Source organism: Nocardia sp. bgisy134 (assembly GCF_057708325.1).
This window is the reverse complement of the sequence record NZ_JBYIRW010000013.1, coordinates 186,341-206,979: the sequence shown is the minus strand read 5'-3', so window position 1 is coordinate 206,979 and position 20,639 is coordinate 186,341. Positions and strand designations below refer to the sequence as shown.

At 68.5% G+C, this 20,639-nt stretch carries 20 protein-coding genes and 1 pseudogene; 10 read left to right on the top strand and 11 right to left on the bottom strand.

Annotation, left to right across the window (positions count from 1 at the left end):
- The first annotated feature begins 92 nt into the window (after positions 1 to 92).
- Positions 93 to 1,424, top strand: a complete 1,332-nt coding sequence (locus AC3ERS_RS23355) for a PucR family transcriptional regulator (protein ID WP_431970185.1) — start codon at positions 93 to 95, stop codon at positions 1,422 to 1,424.
- Positions 1,425 to 1,472: 48 nt separating this feature from the next.
- Here the strand turns inward: AC3ERS_RS23355 and AC3ERS_RS23350 are convergent, their stop codons facing one another.
- Positions 1,473 to 2,798 carry a glycoside hydrolase family 1 protein gene (locus AC3ERS_RS23350; RefSeq protein ID WP_431970184.1) on the bottom strand — a complete coding sequence of 442 codons (1,326 nt, stop codon included), beginning with the start codon at positions 2,796 to 2,798 and terminating at the stop codon, positions 1,473 to 1,475.
- A gap of 311 nt (positions 2,799 to 3,109) precedes the next feature.
- The gene (locus tag AC3ERS_RS23345; RefSeq protein WP_431970183.1) at positions 3,110 to 3,544 is read right to left on the bottom strand and encodes a MarR family winged helix-turn-helix transcriptional regulator; all 435 of its coding nucleotides are present in this window, start codon (positions 3,542 to 3,544) and stop codon (positions 3,110 to 3,112) included.
- A gap of 114 nt (positions 3,545 to 3,658) precedes the next feature.
- Here AC3ERS_RS23345 and AC3ERS_RS23340 point away from each other — a divergent pair, with 114 nt between their 5' ends.
- Entirely contained in the window at positions 3,659 to 4,786 is a 1,128-nt protein-coding gene (locus tag AC3ERS_RS23340; protein ID WP_431970182.1) for an NADH:flavin oxidoreductase, read from the top strand.
- Between the two features lie 348 nt (positions 4,787 to 5,134).
- Here the strand turns inward: AC3ERS_RS23340 and AC3ERS_RS23335 are convergent, their stop codons facing one another.
- Both AC3ERS_RS23335 and AC3ERS_RS23330 read right to left on the bottom strand, forming a co-directional pair.
- Positions 5,135 to 5,935: a class I SAM-dependent methyltransferase gene (locus AC3ERS_RS23335; protein WP_431970181.1), complete on the bottom strand. Its 801-nt coding sequence runs from the start codon at positions 5,933 to 5,935 to the stop codon at positions 5,135 to 5,137.
- A gap of 109 nt (positions 5,936 to 6,044) precedes the next feature.
- Positions 6,045 to 8,267 carry an MMPL family transporter gene (locus tag AC3ERS_RS23330; RefSeq protein ID WP_431970180.1) on the bottom strand — a complete coding sequence of 741 codons (2,223 nt, stop codon included), beginning with the start codon at positions 8,265 to 8,267 and terminating at the stop codon, positions 6,045 to 6,047.
- 301 nt (positions 8,268 to 8,568) lie between these two features.
- On the opposite strand from AC3ERS_RS23330, the gene AC3ERS_RS23325 reads away from it, so the two are divergent.
- Entirely contained in the window at positions 8,569 to 9,045 is a 477-nt protein-coding gene (locus tag AC3ERS_RS23325; RefSeq protein WP_431970179.1) for a nitroreductase family deazaflavin-dependent oxidoreductase, read from the top strand.
- 6 nt (positions 9,046 to 9,051) lie between these two features.
- Here AC3ERS_RS23325 and AC3ERS_RS23320 read toward each other — a convergent pair whose 3' ends face one another.
- A complete protein-coding gene (locus tag AC3ERS_RS23320; RefSeq protein ID WP_431970178.1) occupies positions 9,052 to 9,924 on the bottom strand; it encodes a LysR family transcriptional regulator in 873 nt (290 codons plus the stop codon).
- Positions 9,925 to 9,994: 70 nt separating this feature from the next.
- Here AC3ERS_RS23320 and AC3ERS_RS23315 point away from each other — a divergent pair, with 70 nt between their 5' ends.
- From AC3ERS_RS23315 to AC3ERS_RS23300, 4 genes are all read left to right on the top strand, one after another.
- Positions 9,995 to 10,891: a dihydrodipicolinate synthase family protein gene (locus AC3ERS_RS23315; protein WP_431970177.1), complete on the top strand. Its 897-nt coding sequence runs from the start codon at positions 9,995 to 9,997 to the stop codon at positions 10,889 to 10,891.
- Positions 10,892 to 10,957: 66 nt separating this feature from the next.
- Positions 10,958 to 11,671 (top strand): TylF/MycF/NovP-related O-methyltransferase, encoded by a 714-nt coding sequence (locus AC3ERS_RS23310; RefSeq protein ID WP_431970176.1) that lies wholly within the window; start codon positions 10,958 to 10,960, stop codon positions 11,669 to 11,671.
- 197 nt (positions 11,672 to 11,868) lie between these two features.
- The gene (locus AC3ERS_RS23305; protein ID WP_431970175.1) at positions 11,869 to 12,438 is read left to right on the top strand and encodes a TetR/AcrR family transcriptional regulator; all 570 of its coding nucleotides are present in this window, start codon (positions 11,869 to 11,871) and stop codon (positions 12,436 to 12,438) included.
- Position 12,439: 1 nt separating this feature from the next.
- Positions 12,440 to 12,892, top strand: a complete 453-nt coding sequence (locus tag AC3ERS_RS23300) for a DUF6640 family protein (protein WP_431970174.1) — start codon at positions 12,440 to 12,442, stop codon at positions 12,890 to 12,892.
- Positions 12,893 to 13,088: 196 nt separating this feature from the next.
- Here AC3ERS_RS23300 and AC3ERS_RS23295 read toward each other — a convergent pair whose 3' ends face one another.
- Complete coding sequence (locus AC3ERS_RS23295) at positions 13,089 to 13,484, bottom strand: HIT family protein (protein WP_431970173.1); 396 nt, start codon at positions 13,482 to 13,484, stop codon at positions 13,089 to 13,091.
- A gap of 29 nt (positions 13,485 to 13,513) precedes the next feature.
- Between AC3ERS_RS23295 and AC3ERS_RS23290 the strand changes: the two genes are divergently transcribed.
- Entirely contained in the window at positions 13,514 to 14,023 is a 510-nt protein-coding gene (locus AC3ERS_RS23290) for a hypothetical protein (RefSeq protein WP_431970172.1), read from the top strand.
- A 46-nt stretch (positions 14,024 to 14,069) separates the two neighbouring features.
- Complete coding sequence (locus tag AC3ERS_RS23285; protein ID WP_431970171.1) at positions 14,070 to 15,689, top strand: FAD-dependent monooxygenase; 1,620 nt, start codon at positions 14,070 to 14,072, stop codon at positions 15,687 to 15,689.
- Positions 15,690 to 15,973: 284 nt separating this feature from the next.
- On the opposite strand, the pseudogene AC3ERS_RS23280 reads toward AC3ERS_RS23285, so the two are convergent.
- The 4 genes and pseudogenes from AC3ERS_RS23280 to AC3ERS_RS23265 form a co-directional block, all read right to left on the bottom strand.
- Positions 15,974 to 16,057, bottom strand: a pseudogene (locus tag AC3ERS_RS23280) (hypothetical protein); the annotation flags it as partial.
- Positions 16,058 to 16,508: 451 nt separating this feature from the next.
- Complete coding sequence (locus AC3ERS_RS23275; protein WP_431970170.1) at positions 16,509 to 17,516, bottom strand: EamA family transporter; 1,008 nt, start codon at positions 17,514 to 17,516, stop codon at positions 16,509 to 16,511.
- Between the two features lie 97 nt (positions 17,517 to 17,613).
- Complete coding sequence (locus tag AC3ERS_RS23270; protein WP_431970169.1) at positions 17,614 to 18,063, bottom strand: hypothetical protein; 450 nt, start codon at positions 18,061 to 18,063, stop codon at positions 17,614 to 17,616.
- Positions 18,064 to 18,082: 19 nt separating this feature from the next.
- A complete protein-coding gene (locus AC3ERS_RS23265; protein ID WP_431970168.1) occupies positions 18,083 to 18,484 on the bottom strand; it encodes a winged helix-turn-helix transcriptional regulator in 402 nt (133 codons plus the stop codon).
- Positions 18,485 to 18,565: 81 nt separating this feature from the next.
- On the opposite strand from AC3ERS_RS23265, the gene AC3ERS_RS23260 reads away from it, so the two are divergent.
- On the top strand, positions 18,566 to 19,033 hold the full coding sequence (locus tag AC3ERS_RS23260) for a luciferase domain-containing protein (protein ID WP_431970167.1): 468 nt from the start codon (positions 18,566 to 18,568) through the stop codon (positions 19,031 to 19,033).
- Between the two features lie 51 nt (positions 19,034 to 19,084).
- Here the strand turns inward: AC3ERS_RS23260 and AC3ERS_RS23255 are convergent, their stop codons facing one another.
- Positions 19,085 to 20,551 (bottom strand): APC family permease, encoded by a 1,467-nt coding sequence (locus AC3ERS_RS23255; RefSeq protein WP_431970229.1) that lies wholly within the window; start codon positions 20,549 to 20,551, stop codon positions 19,085 to 19,087.
- Positions 20,552 to 20,639 lie beyond the last annotated feature (88 nt).

Below are 20,639 nucleotides of genomic sequence, written 5' to 3'. Positions count from 1 at the left end.
CCAAGTCTCACAATCCCTGGTCGAGGCGGCCCACCGTACCGTGATTCCCGTTACGTTGGATCGCTGTGCAATTCCGGCCGGAAGGACCCGCTATGACCGCCCCCAACATGGCCGATCCCGATCTGATCGTCTCGGGCCGCCCGGTCTCGACGCACCTCAAAGACACCAGGACGCTGTCCCAGCGCATGGTGGGGCACTTCGTGAAGAACGTGGTGCCGTGTGGCACGCTGCCCGGCGAGGCGCTGAGCGGGGACGTCACCGCCGTGACCCGGGTGTGCTTGGAGCTGGCCGTGCAGATGCTCGACGGCAACGAGGGCGGTGAGGACATCGAGCGGGTCGGCGCCGCGGCCGCGGGCTGGGCGCGCGAGGGCATTCCGATCGACACCATCCAGCACGCCATTCACGAGGGCTTCAAACTCGGCTTCGATCTGATCCTGGCGAACGCCACCACCCAGGACCACGAGAGCCTGGTGAACGTGGCCCGTCGCTTCATGGACATTCTCGACACCATCATCACCACGGTCTCGGTGGCGTACGTGCGCGAGCTACGCGCCGTGGTGAGCGAACACCACACGGCCGTGCACACGCTGACCTCGGCGCTGCTCGGCGGCAACAGCACGTCGACCATGGCACGCGAGTGCGGCATCCAGATCGCCGAGTCCTATCACGTGCTCGCGCTGGCGGTGCCGCCGCACCGGGACGAGAAGAATCCCGCGCTGGACGGCAAGGTGGTCGCCCGTCGCAAGTTGCGCAGGCTGCAGGCCGAGCTGGCCACGCGGTGCGGAGACAGCGCCCTCTCGCTGCTGAGCGTGGACGGCGGCACCATCCTCATTCCGACCACGACCCTCGCCGACGCGCAGCTGGACGAACTGATCACCCACCTGTCCAGAGCCGCCCAGGTTCCGGTGCGCGCCAGCGCCGTCGAGGCCGCGCCCGACCGCATCCCGCAGGCGGCGGACCAAGCGCACGAACTGCTCGACATGGTGCATCGGATGAACAGCGTGTCGGGTCTGTACCGCTTCAACGACCTGGCGCTGGAATATCAGCTCACCCGCCCCGGCCCGGCGCGCGACTTCCTCGGCTCGCTGCTCGATCCGCTGGACGACTACCCCGAATTGCTGGAAACCCTGCAGGTGCACATCGGCACCAACCTCAACCGGCAGCGGACCGCGCGCCTGCTGCACGTGCACACCAACACCGTCGACTACCGCCTCAAGCGGATCGGTCAACTGATCGCGTTCGATCCGACCCAGGCCTCGGGCCTGTGGTATCTGCGCTCTGCGTTGGTCGCCCGCGCGCACCGGAGCGGAGATCCCGGTGGCACCATGCCCCCTCTCGCCGGCTACGACGAGCCGGAACGCGGCGGCGAGCAGGACGCCGTGGTGCACGACATCGCGGAGTCGCCCCGCGTACGGCGTTCCTGACGGGACGCCCGCCGTGCGGCGGTCGAGCCGCACGGCGGGGTGGACAGGTCAGCGGGGAATGGTGACCGGATCGGCGCAGCTGGCGAGCGCGTCCACGAAGGAGCACTCCTTCGGCAGTCGTGTCGGCAGGTAGTCGGCCGGGACGCCGCCTTCGCCGGTGATGGCGCGATAGGCCGCGACGGCGTCGGTGGGGCGCCGGGTCAGCGTGGGGTCGGTCGGCACGTCGACGGTGTAGAGGCCGAAACGCGGTGTGTAGGAACCCCATTCGTAGTTGTCGGTGAGGCTCCAGTAGTTGTACCCGATCAGGTCGATGCCGTCGGCTTTCGCGCGTTGCAGCCAGTAGACGGTGTCGCGCAGATTGTCGGCGCGGCTGTAGGCATCCCAGCGTGGCAGGCCGTTCTCGGTGGGCATGCCGTTCTCGACGATGTAGAGCGGCTTGCCGGGGAAGGCGTGCGAATAGTGTTGCAGCGCATAGTAGATGCCCTCGGGCTGCAGCGGGTTCTTCCACAGCTCGGTGAAGTTGGTCATCCCGGTGAGGTTGTCGGGGGAGAGGCCGTAGTAGTAGTCGATGCCGACGTAGTCCAGCTTGGCGGCGATCTTGTCGATGAGCGGCTTGTTGACCGGGTCCTCTGCGGCGGGGATGTAGGCGACATTGCTCGTCACCATCGCGCCGGGCTGCACGGCATGGATGTGGTCGTAGACGGCGTTGTGCGCCCGGGCGATTCGGTCGTGCATGGCGGGTACGTCGGCAGCGCCGAGGCTGCCGTGGCGCACCTCGTTGAGCACGTACATCATCGGCTCGTTGAAGGTCACCCAGAGGGGGTCGGCGCCGGCGTAGCGGTCGACCACGCGCCGGGCATTGGCCAGCCAGTCCTCGACGATGGCCGGATTGCGCCAGCCGCCGCGGTCGACCTCCCAACCCGGATAGACCCAGTGGTCGATGGTCAGCATCGGCCGCATGCCCGCGGCCTGGATCGCGGCGATCACGTTGTCGTAGAAGCGGAATCCGGCCTCGTCCCACTCGCCGGGCCGGGGCTGTAGACGCGCCCATTCGATGCCGATGCGGTACACCCGCACGCCCAGCTGGGCGGCGAGTTCGATGTCCGACCGGTACCGGCTGTAGAAGTCGATGGCGTTCCCGTACGGATCCTCGGTCTTGCCCGCGGCGACGTACCGCGACCAGTTGCTGTCCGGCGCATGGCCTTCCGACTGATAACCGGACGCGGCGACGCCCCACAGGAAGTCGCTGCCGAAGGGCTGCACGTGTGTGGGCGGCGCGGGGCGGGCCTGCACCGGCGCGTTGCCGCCGACGAGCAGCGCGGCGGTGGTGGCGGCGAGGATGGCCAAGACTCGGCGGCGACTGGGGGATCGCATCGAACTCCTGTTCCGAACGGGTGACCGGCGCTCATAGACCTCCGGTATCCGAGGACACCGGGCCGGGTGGGGTCACGGCGAACACTGTAACTGGTCGCCCGACCGCATCGGGGGAGGATTGCGTTGTGCGGCAAGCTGGCTCGGCGCCGCGACCACAACCGGCGGCAGGCTTCGTGACCTCGACACCGTGGTCCCGAGCTCGGTGGACGTGCCAGCAGCCGCGCCGGTTGCTCGGGTGGGCCACCGATGGGTTGTCGGGCAAGACGGCGCTGCTGTGTCGTACCCTGCCAGGAGATTCCGGTAATTCCCGGTCAGGCGGCGGGCTGGGCGATGAAAACTCGTTCCAGCAGGGCGTACAGGCAGTCCCGGTCCTGGTCGCTGAGCCTGTCCAGGCCATCTTGTGTGGCGCGCATCTTCGCACGAATCGCGTCGGTGACGCACTCGCCCTCGGCGGTGAGGACGACGTTCTTGACGCGCCGGTCGGAGGCGCTGGCCTCGCGGCGCACCAGTCCGCGCTTCTCCAGCCGGTCGACGATCCCGGTCATGTTGGAGGCGTCGCAGGTCATGATGTCGGCCAAGGCGTGCATCGCGGCGGGTCCCCGGCGCAACACGGTCAGCGCCTTGCCCTGGCTCGCTGTGAGGTTCTCGCTCGCCGCCGCGACCGTGAAGTCGCCGTAATAGACGCCGAGCGATACCGAGAGCAGTTCCATGAGCTGGGCCGTGTCGACGCGGGGACGTCCTGTCATTGGAGTCATTCTACTTTGGAAACTTGACAATCTCAAATATCTAACTTTACCGTCTTGTATTGCTTGAAGTTCTCAAGCATCAAGATTGTCAAGTACCTACGAGGAGCATCCCCGTTGACCGTCACTGCGTCCCCCACCTCCCGTGCGGCCGAGATCCTGTCCCGGCCTCTCGCGCTGAACGGCCTGACCGTCCCGAACCGCATCGTGATGGCGCCGATGACGCGCATGTTCTCCCCGGGCGGTGTCCCCGGTGAGAACGTGCGGTCGTACTACGCCCGCCGCGCCGCCGCGGGTGTGGGACTGATCGTCACCGAGGGGACCTACGTCGGCCACGAGTCGGCCGGTCAGAGTGACCGCGTGCCGCGGTTCCACGGTGAGGAGCAGCTGGCGGGGTGGGCGAAGGTCGCCGAGGCGGTTCACGAGGCGGGCGGCACGATCGTGCCGCAGCTGTGGCACATCGGCATGGTGCGCAACCAAGGCGAGCCGCCCTACGCCGACGCCCCTGCCGTCGGCCCCTCCGGCATCCGCGTCGACGGCACCGAGGGCACCGGCAAGGCGATGACCCAACGCGACCTCGACGATGTGATCGGCGCCTTCGCCGAGGCCGCCGCGGCCGCCGAGCGCATCGGCTTCGACGGCGTGGAACTGCACGGAGCCCACGGCTACCTCCTCGACCAGTTCCTGTGGGCGGGAACGAACCGCCGTACCGATGCCTACGGCGGCGATCCCGTAGCCCGTACGAAGTTCGCGGCCGAGGTCGTTGCCGCGGTCCGCGAGACCGTCTCGCCCGACTTCCCGGTGATCTTCCGCTACTCGCAGTGGAAGCAGGAGGCCTATGGCGCGAGGCTCGCCGAGACGCCGGAGGAGCTGGAGGCGATCCTGACCCCGCTCGCCGCGGCCGGCGTCGATGTCTTCCACGCCTCCACTCGCCGCTACTGGCTGCCCGAGTTCGAAGGCTCGGACCTGAACCTGGCGGGCTGGACGAAGAAGCTCACCGGCAGGCCCACCATCACCGTCGGCTCGGTCGGCCTCGACGGCGACTTCCTCCACGCGTTCGCGGGCGAGGGCGCCCCGGTCCATGGCCTCGACAACCTCCTCGACCGCCTGGAGCGCGACGAGTTCGACCTGGTCGCCGTCGGCCGCGCTCTGCTCCAGGACCCGCAGTGGGCGGCAAAGGTTCTGGGGGACCGGATCGAGGAGCTGAAGCCGTACGACGGGACGGCGCTGAAGACACTGAGCTAGACCTGCGCCTCGGCCCCACTCGAACTGCCCAGGGCTACTTTCTCGCACGGGGTGCCCCTCGACCCCCTGAGTCGACTCGGGTGGGGGAGGGGCCTCGGAATGGTGGGGTTGTTGGCCGGGGGGAGTGGGCAGGTCGAGCCCGGCTCGCTCCTCGAGGGGCAGTGTCGGCGGTCTGCGCACCTCGGTGCCGGTGTGATTGTCGAACGACATGATGATACGTAGATATGCGCATCTAACTATGAAAGATTATCCTTACAGAACCACCACGAATCACCTACTCCTACAAACAACAGGGCACAACCGCCACTGCTTTGGACGAGGAGAGGATGCGGCGGGATCTGAACGGATTCAGTCGGTGACGATCGCCGTGGCGATGACGTAACCCTTGGGATCGCGCCAGGTACGACCGGGGTGGTGCGCGAACCAGTCCTCGACGTCGGCGCTGAGATCGGCGAGGACGGCGTCGCGATCGGGGTGGTCGGCCGGGATGCCGCGGGGGCCGAAGATGGCCTCGGCGAAGCGGATCAGCGGCGCCGGGGTGTCGAAGACGAGCGCGTTGTCACGGCGTTGGACTCGCACAGCCCGGAAGAGGTCGGACATGAGCCCGGGCAAGGTTTCCGAATCCACGGTGCGGGACGGCGTCTCGCCGAGGTCGATGCCGTAGCTCGCGGCGTGCGCGTCGACGAGTTCGCCGATGTGCGGACAGGTTTCGGCGTGGTTGACGACGATCGCGACGGTACCGCCGGGTTTGGTGGTGCGCCGGAATTCGCGCAGCGCCGCCACCGGGTCCGGAACGTGGTACAGCATGTGGCGGGCGGTGAGCACGTCGAAGGTGTTGTCGTCGAAAGGGATCCGGCGGGCGTCGGCGCGGACGCCACGCACGCCCGGGACGGCGTCGGCCGCGGCGACCATGGCCGCGGACGTGTCGATGCCGAGGAGCGGGCCGCGGTGCCCGAGCGCCACGAGCCTGGCGAGGAAGCGGGCGTCGCCGCAGCCGACGTCGGCGAGGTATTCCGCGCCGGAGAGGTCGAGCGCGGCGAGCACGTCGGCGCCCGGGTCGTGTGGCTTCTCGGAGTAGCGCTCATGGGTGTCGATCCGCACCCGCAGCGGGGCGGGATCGGCGTATTCGGCGTCGAGACGGCTGCTCATCGGTGCACGTCCTTCGATCCGGTCGGCGGTGGTGACGCTCCCTTCTGGCGGTGAGCGTACTCCGGGCGAGGGTTGCGACCGCGCTTTTCGCGGCCGACTCGGCCGACCGTCAGATCCGCGTGGCCACGGATGCCGCGACCGGAGCCGCGTCGGGCGCGCCCTGTGCCTGCGGCTCGTCGTCGAGGACGGGGTCGCCGAGGCCGATCTTCCGTTGGATCCGCTGCATCCACGCCGGGGCCCACCAGCACCTGTCGCCGAGCAGTTTCATCACCGCGGGAACGAGCAGCATGCGCAGGAGGGTGGCGTCGATGAACAGCGCGGCGATCATGCCGTAGGCGATGTACTGCATCATCACCAGATCCGAGAAGGCGAACGCCCCGGTGACCACCAGGAGGATGAGCGCGGCGGCGGTGATGATGCCGCCGGTGTGGGCGGTGCCGACGCGGATGGCCTCGGTGGTGTTCGCGCCCCTGGCTCTGGCTTCGACCATGCGGGACAGCAGGAACACCTCGTAGTCGGTGGAGAGCCCGTAGATGATGGCGATGATGAGCACGAGTACCGGGGACATGATCGGCTGGGGTGTGAATTCGCTGAGCTCGGCGCCGTGTCCGTCGATGAATATCCAGGTGAGGATGCCGAGGGTGGAGCCGAGTCCGAGGGCGCTCATGAGCGCGGCTTTGATCGGCAGGACCAGGGATCCGAAGGTCAGGAACATCAGCAGCGTGGTGACGAGCACGACCGCCGCGAGCATATACGGCATGCGGTCGAGGAGGGTGTCGATGCTGTCTTCCTGGATGGCGGGCTGGCCGCCGACGAGCAGGGTGAGTCCCTCGGGCACGTCGAGTGCGCGCAGGTAGTCGATGGTCGGGCCCGTGTCGTTGGAGTCGGCGAGGGTGGCGCGCATGCGGTAGAGGTCGGTGCGGCCGGGCGCGGAGGCGGGCACGCTGAATTCGCTGGCGAGTCCAGGGGCTTGGTTGACCTGACGGTAGAGCTGCCCGATGGCTGCCCGGTCGTCGGAGACGACGATGAGTTGCAGCGGGTCGGGCTGGCGTTTGGGGAAGAGCTCGTCGAAGTGCTGCTGAGCGAGTCTGGTGGTGTTGTCCGGGGGCAGGTAGGTCTCGCTCATGCCGCCGAAAGCGAGGTTCTTGACGGGGATGATGAGCAGGCAGAGCCCGAGGACGATGGGAACGGCGACGCGGAGGGGGCGGCGCATGACCCAGTCGGTGGTGCGCCCCCAGAATCCGTTCTCGATCTCGGCGGTGGTCTTGGTGCGGCGGAATCGGCTGAGGCCGAGGCTGTCCACGCGCAGTCCGAGAATGCCGAGGGCGGCGGGCAGGATGGTGATCGCCGCGAGGGCTGCGAGCAGAACGGTCGAGATCGCGCCGTAGGCGAGGGATTTGAGGAAGCCCTGCGGAAAGAGCAGCAGGCCGCCGAGGCTGGCGACGATCATGGTGGCGGAGAAGACGACGGTGCGGCCCGCGGTGCTGACGGTGCGGCGGACGGCGGTGCGGGTGTCGTGGCCGGCGGCGAGTTCTTCGCGGAAGCGGCTGACGATGAACAGGCCGTAGTCGATGGCGAGGCCGACGCCGATCATCGAGACCACGCCGGTGACAAAGGAATTGACCTCGGTGAAGTTGGTGAAGATCCGCATGATGCCGTTGGCGCCGGTGACGGTGAGCGCTCCGATGGCGAGGGGTAGCGCGGCGGCGACGAGTCCGCCGAAGACGAAGAAGAGCAGCACCGCGACGACAGGGAGGGCGACGACCTCCATGCGGTGCACGTCGTCGGTGAGGGTGTCGGTGAGTGTGCCCGCGATGGGTTGCAGGCCGGCGACTTGGACGTCGACGCCGGGAATGTGGAAGGCGTCTTTGACTTTTCGGTAGTTGCGCACCATTTCGGTGTCGTCGTCGCCGTGGATGGCGATGAGGACGAAGGCGTGGCGGCGGTCGTCCCTGGCGAAGAGGGGTCCGCTGGCCCTGCCGGTCTCGGTGGCCCAGTAGGTGCCGTTGATGCCAGCGATCTCGTCGGGGTGGTCGCGGGGGAGGCTGTCGAGGTGGGTGACGACGGTGTGGGTGAGTTCGGGATCGTCGACGGTCTTGCCCTCGGGTGCGGTGACGAGCAGGACGACGTCGGATTCGTGGTCGCGGCCCCATGCCTCGTCGGCGATGCGGCTCGCGCGGGCGGATTCGGAGGTGGGGTCCTCCAATCCGCTGGAGCTGAGGTGGTTTTCGATGCCGATGCCGTAGCCCGCGAGTGCGAGCAGTCCGGCGATGACGACGCCGAGGACGCCGAATCGGTATCGGTGGACCAGATCCCCCCATCGCGCGAACATCAGCGGTCTCCGTGAGGGCAGGGCGGGGCGTCGGGGGCCGGGTTCGGTCGGTGAGCCGATCCTGCTGCGCGGAAGACCAAGGGGCCGCGTCCTTTCCGTGGGGCGACAGGGCGTCTGCCATCTAAGGTACAGACGTGAGTGAAATGTAGGCGTTTAACTATCATTTCCGGGTCGTGTGACATCGATTCGCTTCGCACGCGTGTGCCGTCGGTGATCGGACGCGGGCGTGCGGGCGTGTGAATTGCCCCGCTTGGACGCGCGCGGACCGGACGGGCTCGCCGCGTCGTGGCACCATGCGGTTATGGTCTCGAATCCGTTGCCGACCCTGGCCCGGCGCTTCGCGCAGCAGCGATGGGTGATGCGCCTGGCGCCGGTGGTGCTGCCGCTGGAACGGTTCGTGCGGTGGCTGAGCCGCGGCCGGATGGGCGTGCTCGACCTGGTCGGGCTGCCGTCGATCGAGGTGACCGTCGCCGGGCGCAAGACCGGCATGCCGCGCACCGCGTCGCTGCTGTATGTGCCGCGGGGGACGGATTTCCTGGTGATCGGTTCGAACTGGGGAAGCGCGAAGCATCCCGCGTGGTCGGCGAATCTGCGTGCGGCGAGCACCGCGACGGTCGGGCATCGGGGTGAGCGTTTCGCGGTGCGGGTCACCGAGATCACCGGGGTGGAGCGCAAGCGGGCCTGGGATCTGGCCGTGGAGTTCTGGCCCGGTTACGAGATGGAGTACGAGCTGTCCGGTGGCCGCGAGTTCCGGATCTTCGAACTGCGCCGGGAGTGAACGGGGTCAGTCGATCTCGGCCCGTACGGCCGCGGCGAAGGCGGCGATCGCGGGATGCGCGTGCGCTCCGGCGCGGCACGCGATGGTTGTGGTGCGCGCGATCGGGAGCCGGATGAGTCGCACGCCGGGCGGGGGATCGGTGGCGCTGAGTTCGGGGACCAGGGCGACGCCGTGTCCTGCGGCGACGAAGGCCAGCACGGTACTGAAGTCGTCGACTTGATGCCGGATGCGCGGGCTGAATCCGGCGGCTTCGCAGGCGCGGAGGGTCATGGTGTGGCAGCGGGTGCCCGCGGTGGCCACGATCCAGGGCGCGTCTCGCCAGGTGTCGAGTGTGGCGCCGGGGACGGCGGAATCGGCGGCGAGGAACATGGCTTCGCGGTAGAGCGGTGCGGTGTGCACGCCGGGTTCGGGTGGAAACGGCACCAGGTCGTAGTCGTGCACGAGGGCGACGTCGAGTTCGCCCGCGCGCAGTGCGTCGGCGACCCTGGCCGGATCCAGTTCTGTCACACAGGGTTCCAGCCCGGGGTGGACGGCGGCAAGTCGGGTGAGGGTGGCGGGGATGAAGGCCTGGGTGGCGCTGGGGAATGCGCCGATACGCAACGGGCCGGTGACTCCGGCCCTGGCGTCGGCCAGATCCGCCTCTGCCTCCTCCAGCCGAGCCAGTACCGCATCGGCATGGGCGACGAGGGTGTGCCCGGCGGGGGTGAGCGTGACTCGGCGTCCGGTGCGTTCCAGGAGCGCGACGCCGGATTCTCGTTCCAGCGCGGTGAGTTGCTGGGAGACCGCGGACGGGGTGAACGCGAGTGCTTCGGCGACGGCGGCGATGGTGCCGCGGCGCGCGAGTTCCCGGAGCAGGCGCAGTCTGCGCACGTCGAGCATCAGCTGAGCTTACGCTCAGCGGAACATATGCGAACTGGTTCTTAACGTGGGGGTGCGGCACGCTGGCCTTATGTACCGATTTCGAGGGATTTTCGTACCGCTGATCACGCCGTTCACAGCCGAAGGCGCCGTCGCGTTGCACGCACTGGAGACGTTGGCGCGTGACGTGCTCGACGAGGGTGCGGCGGGTCTGGTGGCGCTCGGCACGACCGCCGAGGCGGCGACACTGGACGCCGAAGAGCGGCGCGCGGTGATCGACGTGTGCGCTCGGGCGTGCGCGGCGGCGGGGGCGCCGCTGATCGTCGGGGCGGGCGGCAACGACACTCGCGCCGGTGTCGGCGCGCTGACGGAGCTGACGGCTTGGCCGCAGGTCGCGGCGGCGTTGGTGCCGGTGCCGTACTACACGCGGCCCGCCGAGGCCGGGGTGGTGGCGCATTTCGCGCACCTCGCGGCGAGCTCGCCCGTGCCGCTGATCGTGTATCACATTCCCTACCGGACCGGGCGTGCGTTGAGCGCGAACACGCTGCGGGAACTGGCGGCCTTGGATGGTGTCGTCGGTGTGAAATACGCGGTCGGCGGTGTGGATGCCGACGCGGTGGATCTGCTCGCCGAACCGCCCGCGGATTTCGCGGTGCTGGCCGGTGACGACGCGTTCGTGTCGCCGCTGCTCGCGCTGGGCGCGGCAGGTGGTATCGCGGCGACCGCGCAGCTGGCGACCGCGCGCTATGTCGCCCTCGAAAGTGCCTGGCGGACAGGCGACCTGACGGCCGCGCGGGCGATCGGCGCGGAGCTGGCCGCAGTCTCGGCGGCGGCGTTCGCCGAGCCGAACCCCACGGTGATCAAGGGTGTGTTGCACGCGCAGGGGCGCATTCCGAGCGCGGCGGTGCGATTGCCGCTGTTGCCCGCCGCGCCGGAATCGGTGGATCGGGCTCTGACGGCGCTTCTCGATCACCTTCCATCCCGATAGCCGATTGCTATTCTGACGTAGTCCGGTGCCGCCGGGCGGCGAGAACCGCACAGACCGGAGGGCGTTGTGAACGATCGTCGCGGCGCGTTGCAGGAGTACCTGTTGCGGACTCAACCCAGGACCATCGACCGGGGGCGGATGGTGGTCGTGGAGCGGGAGCTCACCCGGGCGGTGCGCGGCGGCGTGACCGGCGCTGTGGTCGAATTCGGTTGTTACCGAGGCGGAATGACCGCGTGGATGCGCGCCGTGCTGGACGCCCTCGGCGCGGATCCGCCGGTGCACGCCTACGACTCGTTTCGCGGGCTGCCCGCGGTCGGCAGCTACGACAGCGACTACTTGGCCGAGGGCGAGTTCACCGCCTCGGTGGGTGATGTGCTGAGGCTGCACGAACAGTTCGGTCTGCGTCGGCCGCACGTGCACGCCGGTTTGTTCGCCCACACCCTGCCCGAGCAGCTCCCCGCCCGGATCGCTTTCGCCTACATGGACGGCGACCGATACGAGTCGACGGTGCAGTGCCTGCGTGCCACCCTGCCGCGACTCGCGCCCGGCGCGATCCTGGTGTTGGACGACTATGCCGATCCCACGGCGTCGCTGCCCGGTCGGGCGGTCGCGCAACCGAAGGCGCCGGGGGTGATGAAGGCGTGCGAGGACGTCTTCGGCACCCCGCTGGCGGTCACCGCGGTCTGTGAGGATCCGACCTGGGCGTTGGGCGTGTACCGTCACACAGTCCCGCCGACCGTCTCCGCTGCGACGTCCGCGCGGCCGGAGGCGGCGCGCTGAGGGGCCGCACGGGATCTCCGTAGATCCCGTGTTCGGGCGAATGCGTTGCGTACGAAAGGGATCGGTTCGGCCATCCAGACCGATCCGCTCCACGCTCCCTCTTTTCGTATCGGCTGAACTTCGATACAGTTTGTCTCGAAGATATGAGACAAACTGTTTCGTAAGGGGATGCCGTGCGACCACCGGATCCTCGGACGGTGCGCAGCCGCGATGCCGCGCTCGCATCGGCCCGAGAGCTGTTGATCGAGCAGGGATTGGCCGGTCTGACCCACGGTGCTGTCGCGGCGCGCAGCGGGATCAGCCGGGCCACGCTGTACCGGCTCTGGCCCGAGCCGCCCGATCTGGTTCGCGCCACGATCGCCTGGCACATCACCCTGGCGCAGTCACAGCCGACCGGTGATCTGCGCGCCGACCTGCTGACCGAACTGGCGGGAACCCGCGCGATGCTGCACGAACCGGCCAGCGAACAGGGCATGCGCGTGATGATCGAAAGGGCTGCTGTCGAACCGAAATTCGCGGAGGTCAAGGAGGCGCTGTACCGGTCGGGCACCCGGGTGGTGCGCGCGATCCTGGCCGATGCCGTCGCACGCGCCGAACTGCCCGCCGAACTCGATATCGACATCGCCGTCGATCGACTGCTCGGTCCGCTGTTCTTCCGCCGCCTGGTCGCCAACCGAACCTTCGACCTCGACTACGTGCACGATGTCGTCGACGACTTCTTGCGCTGCCACTCCACGAAACCCCCACACCGGCAAGGACCTTTGTGACATGACGTCTCCGGTAACCAGAAGTCTTTCCGCTCCACGGATTCTCGCCGTGCTCGTCGCACTCGTCACTGTGTTCGGTGCGTTGCTTGCCGATTTCGTCGTCCCGGAGAGCGCGGGCCAGCACTTGCACAACGACGCGTGGCCGCCGCACGCGAAATTCCACGACGCGCAGTACATCGTCATGTCGATCCTGCTCGGCGCGGTCGCGCTGACACTGCTGGTACAGCGTGGAGGCGGTACACGATCCCGGGTGTGGACGGCCTGCGCGATCCTGGCCGCGCCGTGGCTGGGCCTGCTGAGTGCGATGCTGTTCCCGGGCGCCGCCGTACAGGATCCCGAATTCGACAACCCGTCGATCGTCGGCCTGCACCCCCAAGTGCTGCTGGCCGCGATCCTGCTGACGCTACTGCTTGTGGCCGTCCTGCTCATCGCCCGAACCGAACGGCAACACTGAATGGCAGGTGCCGCACTCGGTATTCCCCGGCGCGGGCATCTTGTCCCCGTTACCCACCACCGCGACGGCGCGCCGCTCGAACTGGGTGCGCTGCAACGCCAGTGCGCTTGCGGCTGGCCCCGGCCGCAAGCGCGGATCGGACAGCACCAGATCGAGCAGCAGTCGCGTCCAGCATCCGGCCAACGGGGCCGTGGGGTCAGTCCAGTGTCGACAACGCGGCGCGGAGCCGCTCCGCGAGCTCTACGGCCTGCGGCAGCGACCACGGCAGCACGCCGTTATCGGCCATCAGCGCGTGGAACTGCTGTTCGCGGTAGGGGACGCCAGGCGGCAGCGGCGCGACGTGCCGGTGCAGGTGCGAATTGCCTTGCTGGCTACCGAGACTCAGCACATAGGTGCGCTCGCTCGGCACCACCGCCTCCACGGCGCGTGTCACCGGGTGCACCAGCGACATGATCCGCAGGAAAGCGTCCTCGGGGAGGTCTCGCACGACGTGTTCGCGGTGCAGTTTCGGTGCGACGAGGACGGAGCCGAACAGCGTCGGATAGCGCGACAGGAACGCGAAGTTCTGCTCGTCCTCCGCGATGATCAGCACGGAGCGACCCGTTCGAGCGGGAAGTAGAAGTGCGCGCAGGCAAGGATCGGCTCTACGCCGATTTCGCGAGCAAGGACGGGCTCTATCCAGCGGTCATCGAGCAGTGGCCGGGCCAGATCACCGACGGGACCGCACTCGACGTCGCGGACTTGCCGGATACACCCGGGGGGATGTTCGACCACTATCTGCCCGAGAACGCCCGGCTGCAGGCCTGGGCCGAGGTCCGGGCCACCGGCATCCCCGCGGCGGAGAACGCGGTGCGCCGCATCATCGCGACCGAGATCAGCGAGATCGAACACGGGCAGCGCGAGGGTCTCGTCACCACCGACTTCCAGCCCGTGGCGCTGGTCGCCATGCTCACCGATCTGGTGCCGCCGCCGTGCACGCCGGCCGGGCGGAGGAGACGCACGACATCGCCGAACGCCGGCCGCGGTTGCCGGCCGCACGCTGGCTCACCGCCCAGGAATGACCGCGCCGACCATGCGCGGATGCTGGGAGTTTGCCGGAAATCGATGAGAGCCGCGCAGGCCCGGGCGTAGACTCACCGGGATCGCTGCGTGAACATCCACTTCGAGGTGATGTGGCATGGTCGACACAGAGGTGCTCATTGCCGGCGCTGGTCCGGTCGGACTGACAGCGGCCATCGAGTTGGCCCGACGCGGAGTGACTTGCCGGATCATCGACGCGGCCGCCGAACCACCGCGGTATGCCAAGGCGGTCGGTATCCAACCCCGGACGCTCGAGGTGTTCGAGGGCATGGGGGTGTTGCGGCAGGTGCTCGACTCGTCGATCCAGCTGCGCGGGCAGATCGTGTACGTCAACGGAGCCGAAGTCGAGCGCGTCGCGCTGACGCTGCCCGCCGACATCCCCTACCAATTCGTCGGATTGCCGCAGTACGAGACCGAACGGATCCTGCGCAAACGCCTGGACGCCACCGGTACGCACGTCGAACGGGGCACGGCGCTGACCCATTTCGAACAGGACGACTCCGGCGTGCACGCCGTGCTCACCGACGAGAAGGGCGAGCGCCGGGTGCAGGCGGAGTATTTGATCGGTTGCGACGGCGCGCACAGCATCGTGCGAAAAGGGTTGGGGCTCAGTTTCGAAGGCGCGGCGTTCGCCGAACAGTACATGCTCGGGGATGTCGAACTGGGCTGGTCGATGCCGCGCGGTTATGGCATCCGTGCGATGCACCGCACCGACGGTGTCACCGACGATCTGCTGGTGTGTATCCCGTTGCCCGGCGATTACCGGTATCGGGTCTCGATGCTGGTGCCCGAGGAACTCGCGACAGCACCGGCGACGTGCGGCGACGCCGTCGAGCACGGTTTCGAGGGCAGTCATCCGCCCGAGCTGCACCACATCCAGGCGGTCCTCGACCGGCTCGCCCCCGAGCGGGTCACCGCGTCGAGCCTGCGCTGGTCGTCGGTGTTCCGCATCAGCCATCGCATCGTCGACTCCTATTCGCGCGCACGGGTGTTCGTCGCCGGAGACGCCGCGCACATCCATCCGCCGACCGGCGCGCAGGGCATGAATACCGGCATCCAGGACGCGCACAACCTCGCCTGGAAACTCGCGCTCACCCTCGCGGGCATCGGCGCGCCAGATCTGCTCGCCAGCTACGACGCCGAACGCAGGCCCGTCGGCGCGGAGGTGGTCGGACGGACCATGCGCAGCGCGCGGGAAGGCATCGGCGCGGGGGAGACCGACCCCGACTTCGTCATCCGCCGCGAAGCGCAACTGCTGATCGACTACTCCGCCAGCCCGCTGGTGAGCAACGCCCCCGCCGACACGGGCGGTCCGCTGCCCGGACGACGCGCCCCCGACGCGGCCGGTCTGACCCGCGACGCCGTCGCCTTCCCGATCCGGCTGTTCTCCCTGTTCGGGCGAACCGATCACACCGTCCTGATCTACGTCGACGACACCGCGGGCCCCGAGTCGCCCGCCGCGGTGGCCGCGCTCACCGATGCCGCGCGCCGCGCCGCACACGGCCGGGTCGACGTCTACCTCATCGCCGCCGCCGACGCCGAACCCGAATCCTCACCGCTGCCGGTGATTCGCGACCGCGACGGTGACTTCGCCCGCGCCTACGGCGCGAAAGGGTTGTGCGCCTATGTCATCCGGCCCGACGGCTATCTCGGATTCACCGAACACGCGCCGACGCCCGAAGATCTGACCAAGCACTTCGCGGCGATCTTCCGCTGAACCGGGTTCAGCGGGATTCCGGCGACAGGATCTGGATCAGCTGGCGAGCGAATTCCCTGGGGTCGGTGCGTATCCCGTTGTGCGCGCCGGGAAATTCGACGACTGTCGAGTTCACCATGCACACGCTGTGGTTTTACGGCTTCGCGACGGGCCACGATATGGGCGACTCGCTCGCGAAACGGCGTGATCGAGACAGTTGGGTCACCGAAGGCATTGCGCCACACAGCGAAATGGCCGCCGGGACGCAGCACGCGATGCAACTTCGGCAAGACCACCTCGAGATCGAACCAATGCACAGCGGTGGCCGCGACAGCGAGATCAAAGACTGCCGCGGGCAGCTCAACCTGCTCGGCCGTGTCGACGTGCACAACTGCGGCCGGCCAGCGACGGCGCAGCCATCGGCCAGGGCCGGGCCCGGTTCGACCGCGTCGACCGACGCGCCCGCTTCGAGGAGCGGTCCGGTGGCCAGTCCACTACCGGCCCCGAGATCGATCGCCCGGATCCCTGGCTGCAGCAATCCGAGATCTTGCAGCTCGGCCCACAGAACAGCCGGATACGGCGGCCTGGCCCGGTCGTAGACATCGGCATGGGTATCGAAATGCAGCGGGTTGGGCACCCGGAAAACTCTAATCCGGTTGTGGCCGAACCGGACACCGCGATCAGCGGCATCACCGGAGGTAGATGACAGGCGCGGCCATGCCTGTCGCCACTGAGGTCGGAAGAGGGTGTCGCGGACGCGCAGCGGCCGGTACCGGTCGGCCCGGGCTGGTCGAGTCCGGCGGCGATGTCGACCTGGTGCCGTGCTTCGGGCCACCCAGCTCAGCGCCACCCGAACCTGGCGCCGCTCGACTCTTGATCAGATCGGCGGCCCTTGCATCCGGATCGGATGTCGGGACGCGGTCTCGGGCCGGGCAGTTGCACCAGCACCGCGCCGGTGAGCAGTATCGCCGCCCCGGCCAGTTGCGTCGGCCCGAGTGACTGGCCGAGCAGCAGCCACGCCAGCACCGCGGCGACCAGCGGTTCCACCAGGGACAGCACGCCGGCCAGGGCCGCGGGCAGATCGCGCAGCGCCCGCAACCCGGCCAGGTAGGGCAGCACGGTGCCGGCCACGGCCAGCGCCAGCAGCACCAGCCACACCGGGGCCCGCAGACCGCCCAGTACCGCAGCGGTAGTGAGCAGGCCCGAAGGCAGCGTCCACGGCGGAGCGACCGCCGCCACCATCACCGCGCCGATCGCCAGCCCAGCCGCGGTCAGCCCGAGCGAGTCGTGCCTGCTCGCGCCGTGCTCGCCGAGCAGGAAGTACCCCGCTGAGCAGATCGCCGCGCCGAGCCCGGCGGCGACGCCGAGCAGGTCCAGCCGGGTGCCCTGCCAGATCTGCGCGACCAAAGCCAATCCGGTCGAAGCCAACCCGATACCCAGCCACACCAGTCCGGGCAGCCGGGTGCCCCGCACCACCCGAACCCAGAGCGCGACCAGCGCGGGCGCCACGTTGACCAGCACCATCGCCACCCCGACCGGAACCCTGGCCACGGCAACGAAGAACAGCAGTTGCACCCCGGCGACGCCGAGCAGACCGTAGCCGAGCAGCAACCAGAGGTCGGCGCGGCCGAATCGCAGTGCCCGCGGCCGCAGCACCGCAACCATCGGCACCAGCAGTATCGCGGCCAACACGATCCGCGCCGAAGTCACCGCAGCCGGAGACCAGCCCGCCGCCATCACCGCCGCGGCCAGCGAGCCCGAACTTGCGAACAGCACCCACGAGATCAGACTCAGCCCGGTCGCCCGTGCCTGGCTCGGCGCCCGCACGGCCTTCTCCGATACGACCACGCCTGGCAGTGTGCCTGAGCGATCACCGCCCTGACCAAAGGTTTTCCGGCCGAGCCGTTCGGCGGCCCGCCACACGAGAGCGGGATCACCGACCGGCTCAGCGGCGGCGATCAGCAGGAGCAGCCTGCTCTGCTCGGGTAACCCTTCGATCCGCGTCAGGAAGCTCTGTTCGATCCGGGCTCTCCGAAGCATCCGAGAGCAGACTCAGCACCGCCAGTCCGACCGGGAAGCGTTCCGGCGGGGTGCCCGCCCGCATCCCGAACACTGTCTCGAGCGCGTCGCGCTGCGGCGCGGGAAGTTCTTTCAGCCGATCCAGCAGCGGAACACACAACTGGTGCAAGGTGGCGAACGCGAGCTCCATCTCGGACTCGACACCGACCGCACGCAGCATCCGCATGCCCGTCGCCGAACGCTTCAGGTACTCGAGCAGCGCGGACTTTCCGACTCCCGGCGCGCCGTGCATGACGAGCACGCGTCCGGCGCAGCCATGATCGATGCGATAGGCGCCCGAGCGTGCGAGGCCGGCGGTGCGACGTCCCGCGAACACCGTTGTGGCGTCTGCCCGGTCAGCGTTCGTCGTAGGTGCGGCGAGCGGTGGCGATGTATTCGCGGTGCCGTTCGGCCCAGTCGATGAGGGCGCCGACCTCGCGCGACAGTGTCCGCCCCGCCGCCGTCAGGTCGTAGTCCACGCGCGGCGGCGTGGTCGGGGTGACGGTTCTGGTGACCAGCCCGTCGCGTTCGAGGCTGCGCAGGGTGAGAGTCAACATCCGCTGGGAGATGCCGTCGATCGCGCGACGCAGCTCGGCGTAGCGGCGCGGTCCCGTGCCGAGCACCGCCATGATCAGCACACTCCACTTGTCGCCCACCCGGTCCAGCACATCGCGCAGCTCACAGGTGGCCGAATCCGCGCTGACCTGCATGGAAACATCGGTGTGCGTAGCGAATTCCGAAGTGCCTACTTCTGTCACCCCGGGAGGATCGCCCAGAATCCTGTCGAACACAAGTAGTGACCAACGCACAAAAAGTGCGTTACCGCGCAGGAGGACACCGTGACCGCCGATCTCACCGCCTTGCCCGCCCGAACCGGGGACAGGCCCGCGACGACCGGGCTGGAAATCCCGCACGATCAACTGGAGGCGTTCTCGCCGCCGCAGATCCGTTCCGTGCTCATCGAATTCGCGCGCTCGCTACCCGGGGTGCGGACCGGGCCGAGTGCGGTGTCCGAACCCGGATCGCTGGCCTTCCGGCTGCCCCGAGCCGATCGCGACTTCGACGCGTTCCTGCATCCCTCCGTCGACGAATTCGGCCACGTGCACCGCACCGGATTCATGCACCTGACCATCCCGGTGAGTTCCGTTGCGGTGCTGACGGACCTGGGCTGGGTGGAACCGCATCCGATCAGCAAGCGACCCGAGTTCCCCAGCGGCATCGTCATGTTCTACGCACCGCGCGACACCGACGAACTGACCGTCGCGACCACCGTGCTGCAAGCCTCCTACGACCAGGCCGCCGCCTGAGCGCGTTCGTCGCGTGATCGCTTCGGCGACAAGTGCGTTCGACGCGCTCGGTCAGTGCTCGAAGATGCTCGTGTCTCCCGGCTCGGTCTCGAGCGCCTCGCGGTCGAAGATCAGCAGGGTGAGGAAGAACAGCCCGCCGGCGACGAGCAAGCCGACCACGATCAGCACCGGGACCACCGCATGCTCGGGCGTCACCAGCACGAACAACGCGACGGCCGACCAGACCAGCGCCGCGATCGCGACTGGCAACTCGAAGCGCCCGAGGTCGAACGCGCCTTTCCTGCGGTCCAATCGTCTGCGCACCGTCAGGTAGAGCGCGATCGTCGAGCCGTAGATGAGCGCCGGGAGGATCGTCGAGGCTGTGATCAGCTCCAGCAGCGCGTCACCAGGCAGTGCGACCATCAGGACGACGCCGAGGAAGAAGATGAGGATCGTTGCCGGGACCGGTGTATGCGTGCGCGGGTCGACCCGTCGCATCAGCCGGTGGGCGGGGAAGCGCGCGTCGCGCGACATCGCGAAAACGAGCCGCGAGCACGCGGCCATCACCACCATCCCGGCACCGAAGAACGCGAACGTGATGGCGACCAGCAGGATCCTCTCCATCACCGGACCGAGCTGGTCGCGCATGATCGCCGCGACCGGCGACTCGCTGGCGCTGATCCGGGGGATGTCGTCGATCGCCACGGTGAGTGCGATCACGAACAGCAGACCCAGCACCCCGGCCGCCACGACCGACCCCACGATCGCGCGCGGGACGCTGCGATAGGGATCCTTGGCCTCCTCGGCCAGATTGGCCGCGGCGTCGAAGCCGACGAGCGTGCCGAGTCCCATGATCATCGCGAGCATCAAACCGCCGCCGACGGCGAAATAGCCGGGGGCGTTCTCGGTGACACCGCGCGACGTGAGGTTGTGGGCCGTGCCGTTGCCGGTGATCACCACCGCGACGACGAGCGCGATCGCCACCACCACGACGAGCGCCAGTTCGAGCCCCACCGCGCTGGTGTTGATCATGCTGACCAGGCGCGTCGAGGCGACGGCGAGTACGGCCTGGATGAGCAGCACCGCGAGGGTGATCAGGCGAGCGGTGCCCTCGTCGGGTGCGAGGCCGGCCAGCGGCATGAACGCCTGGCTCGCCAGCGCATTGTCGACAGCCATCACCGCGACCGCCAGGTAGCAGAACGTCAGCCAACCGAACCCCCAGCCGATCTTGGGGTTGGCCAGCCGTGAGGCCCACTGGTAGGACGAGCCGCTGAGCGGGATGCGGGCCGCGAACTGCGCGACCACCAAGGCCACCAGGACCTGACCCACCGCGGCGATGATCCACAGCCAGATCCCGACCGGGCCCGCGTTCCGCAGCACGTCGTCGTAGGTCGCGAAGATGCCGACCGCCACCGAGATGAACGCGAACGAGATCGCGAACACCTGGAAGGGGCCGAGCGTGCGCTTCAGCTCCTGCCGATAGCCGCCGAGCTCGACGGAATTCTCGTTGGTCTGCGCCTGCGACGAAGCGTCCGCCACCTCGCTCACCTCACCTTCTCGGAGGGTGCGCCACCAGCCGTGAACACGATCGACTTCGTGCGATTTTACCGAAGTGGCCTCGAGCGGA

Excerpts from the sequence above, each read along its gene's own strand:
- AC3ERS_RS23345 (WP_431970183.1), bottom strand. The coding sequence starts at position 3,544 with ATGACAGGACGTCCCCGCGTCGACACGGCCCAGCTCATGGAACTGCTC.
- AC3ERS_RS23320 (WP_431970178.1), bottom strand. The coding sequence starts at position 9,924 with ATGCTCGACGTGCGCAGACTGCGCCTGCTCCGGGAACTCGCGCGCCGC.
- AC3ERS_RS23330 (WP_431970180.1), bottom strand. The coding sequence starts at position 8,267 with ATGTTCGCGCGATGGGGGGATCTGGTCCACCGATACCGATTCGGCGTC.
- AC3ERS_RS23315 (WP_431970177.1), top strand. The coding sequence starts at position 9,995 with ATGTACCGATTTCGAGGGATTTTCGTACCGCTGATCACGCCGTTCACA.
- AC3ERS_RS23285 (WP_431970171.1), top strand. The coding sequence starts at position 14,070 with ATGGTCGACACAGAGGTGCTCATTGCCGGCGCTGGTCCGGTCGGACTG.
- AC3ERS_RS23350 (WP_431970184.1), bottom strand. The coding sequence starts at position 2,798 with ATGCGATCCCCCAGTCGCCGCCGAGTCTTGGCCATCCTCGCCGCCACC.
- AC3ERS_RS23300 (WP_431970174.1), top strand. The coding sequence starts at position 12,440 with ATGACGTCTCCGGTAACCAGAAGTCTTTCCGCTCCACGGATTCTCGCC.
- AC3ERS_RS23335 (WP_431970181.1), bottom strand. The coding sequence starts at position 5,935 with ATGAGCAGCCGTCTCGACGCCGAATACGCCGATCCCGCCCCGCTGCGG.
- AC3ERS_RS23325 (WP_431970179.1), top strand. The coding sequence starts at position 8,569 with ATGGTCTCGAATCCGTTGCCGACCCTGGCCCGGCGCTTCGCGCAGCAG.
- AC3ERS_RS23355 (WP_431970185.1), top strand. The coding sequence starts at position 93 with ATGACCGCCCCCAACATGGCCGATCCCGATCTGATCGTCTCGGGCCGC.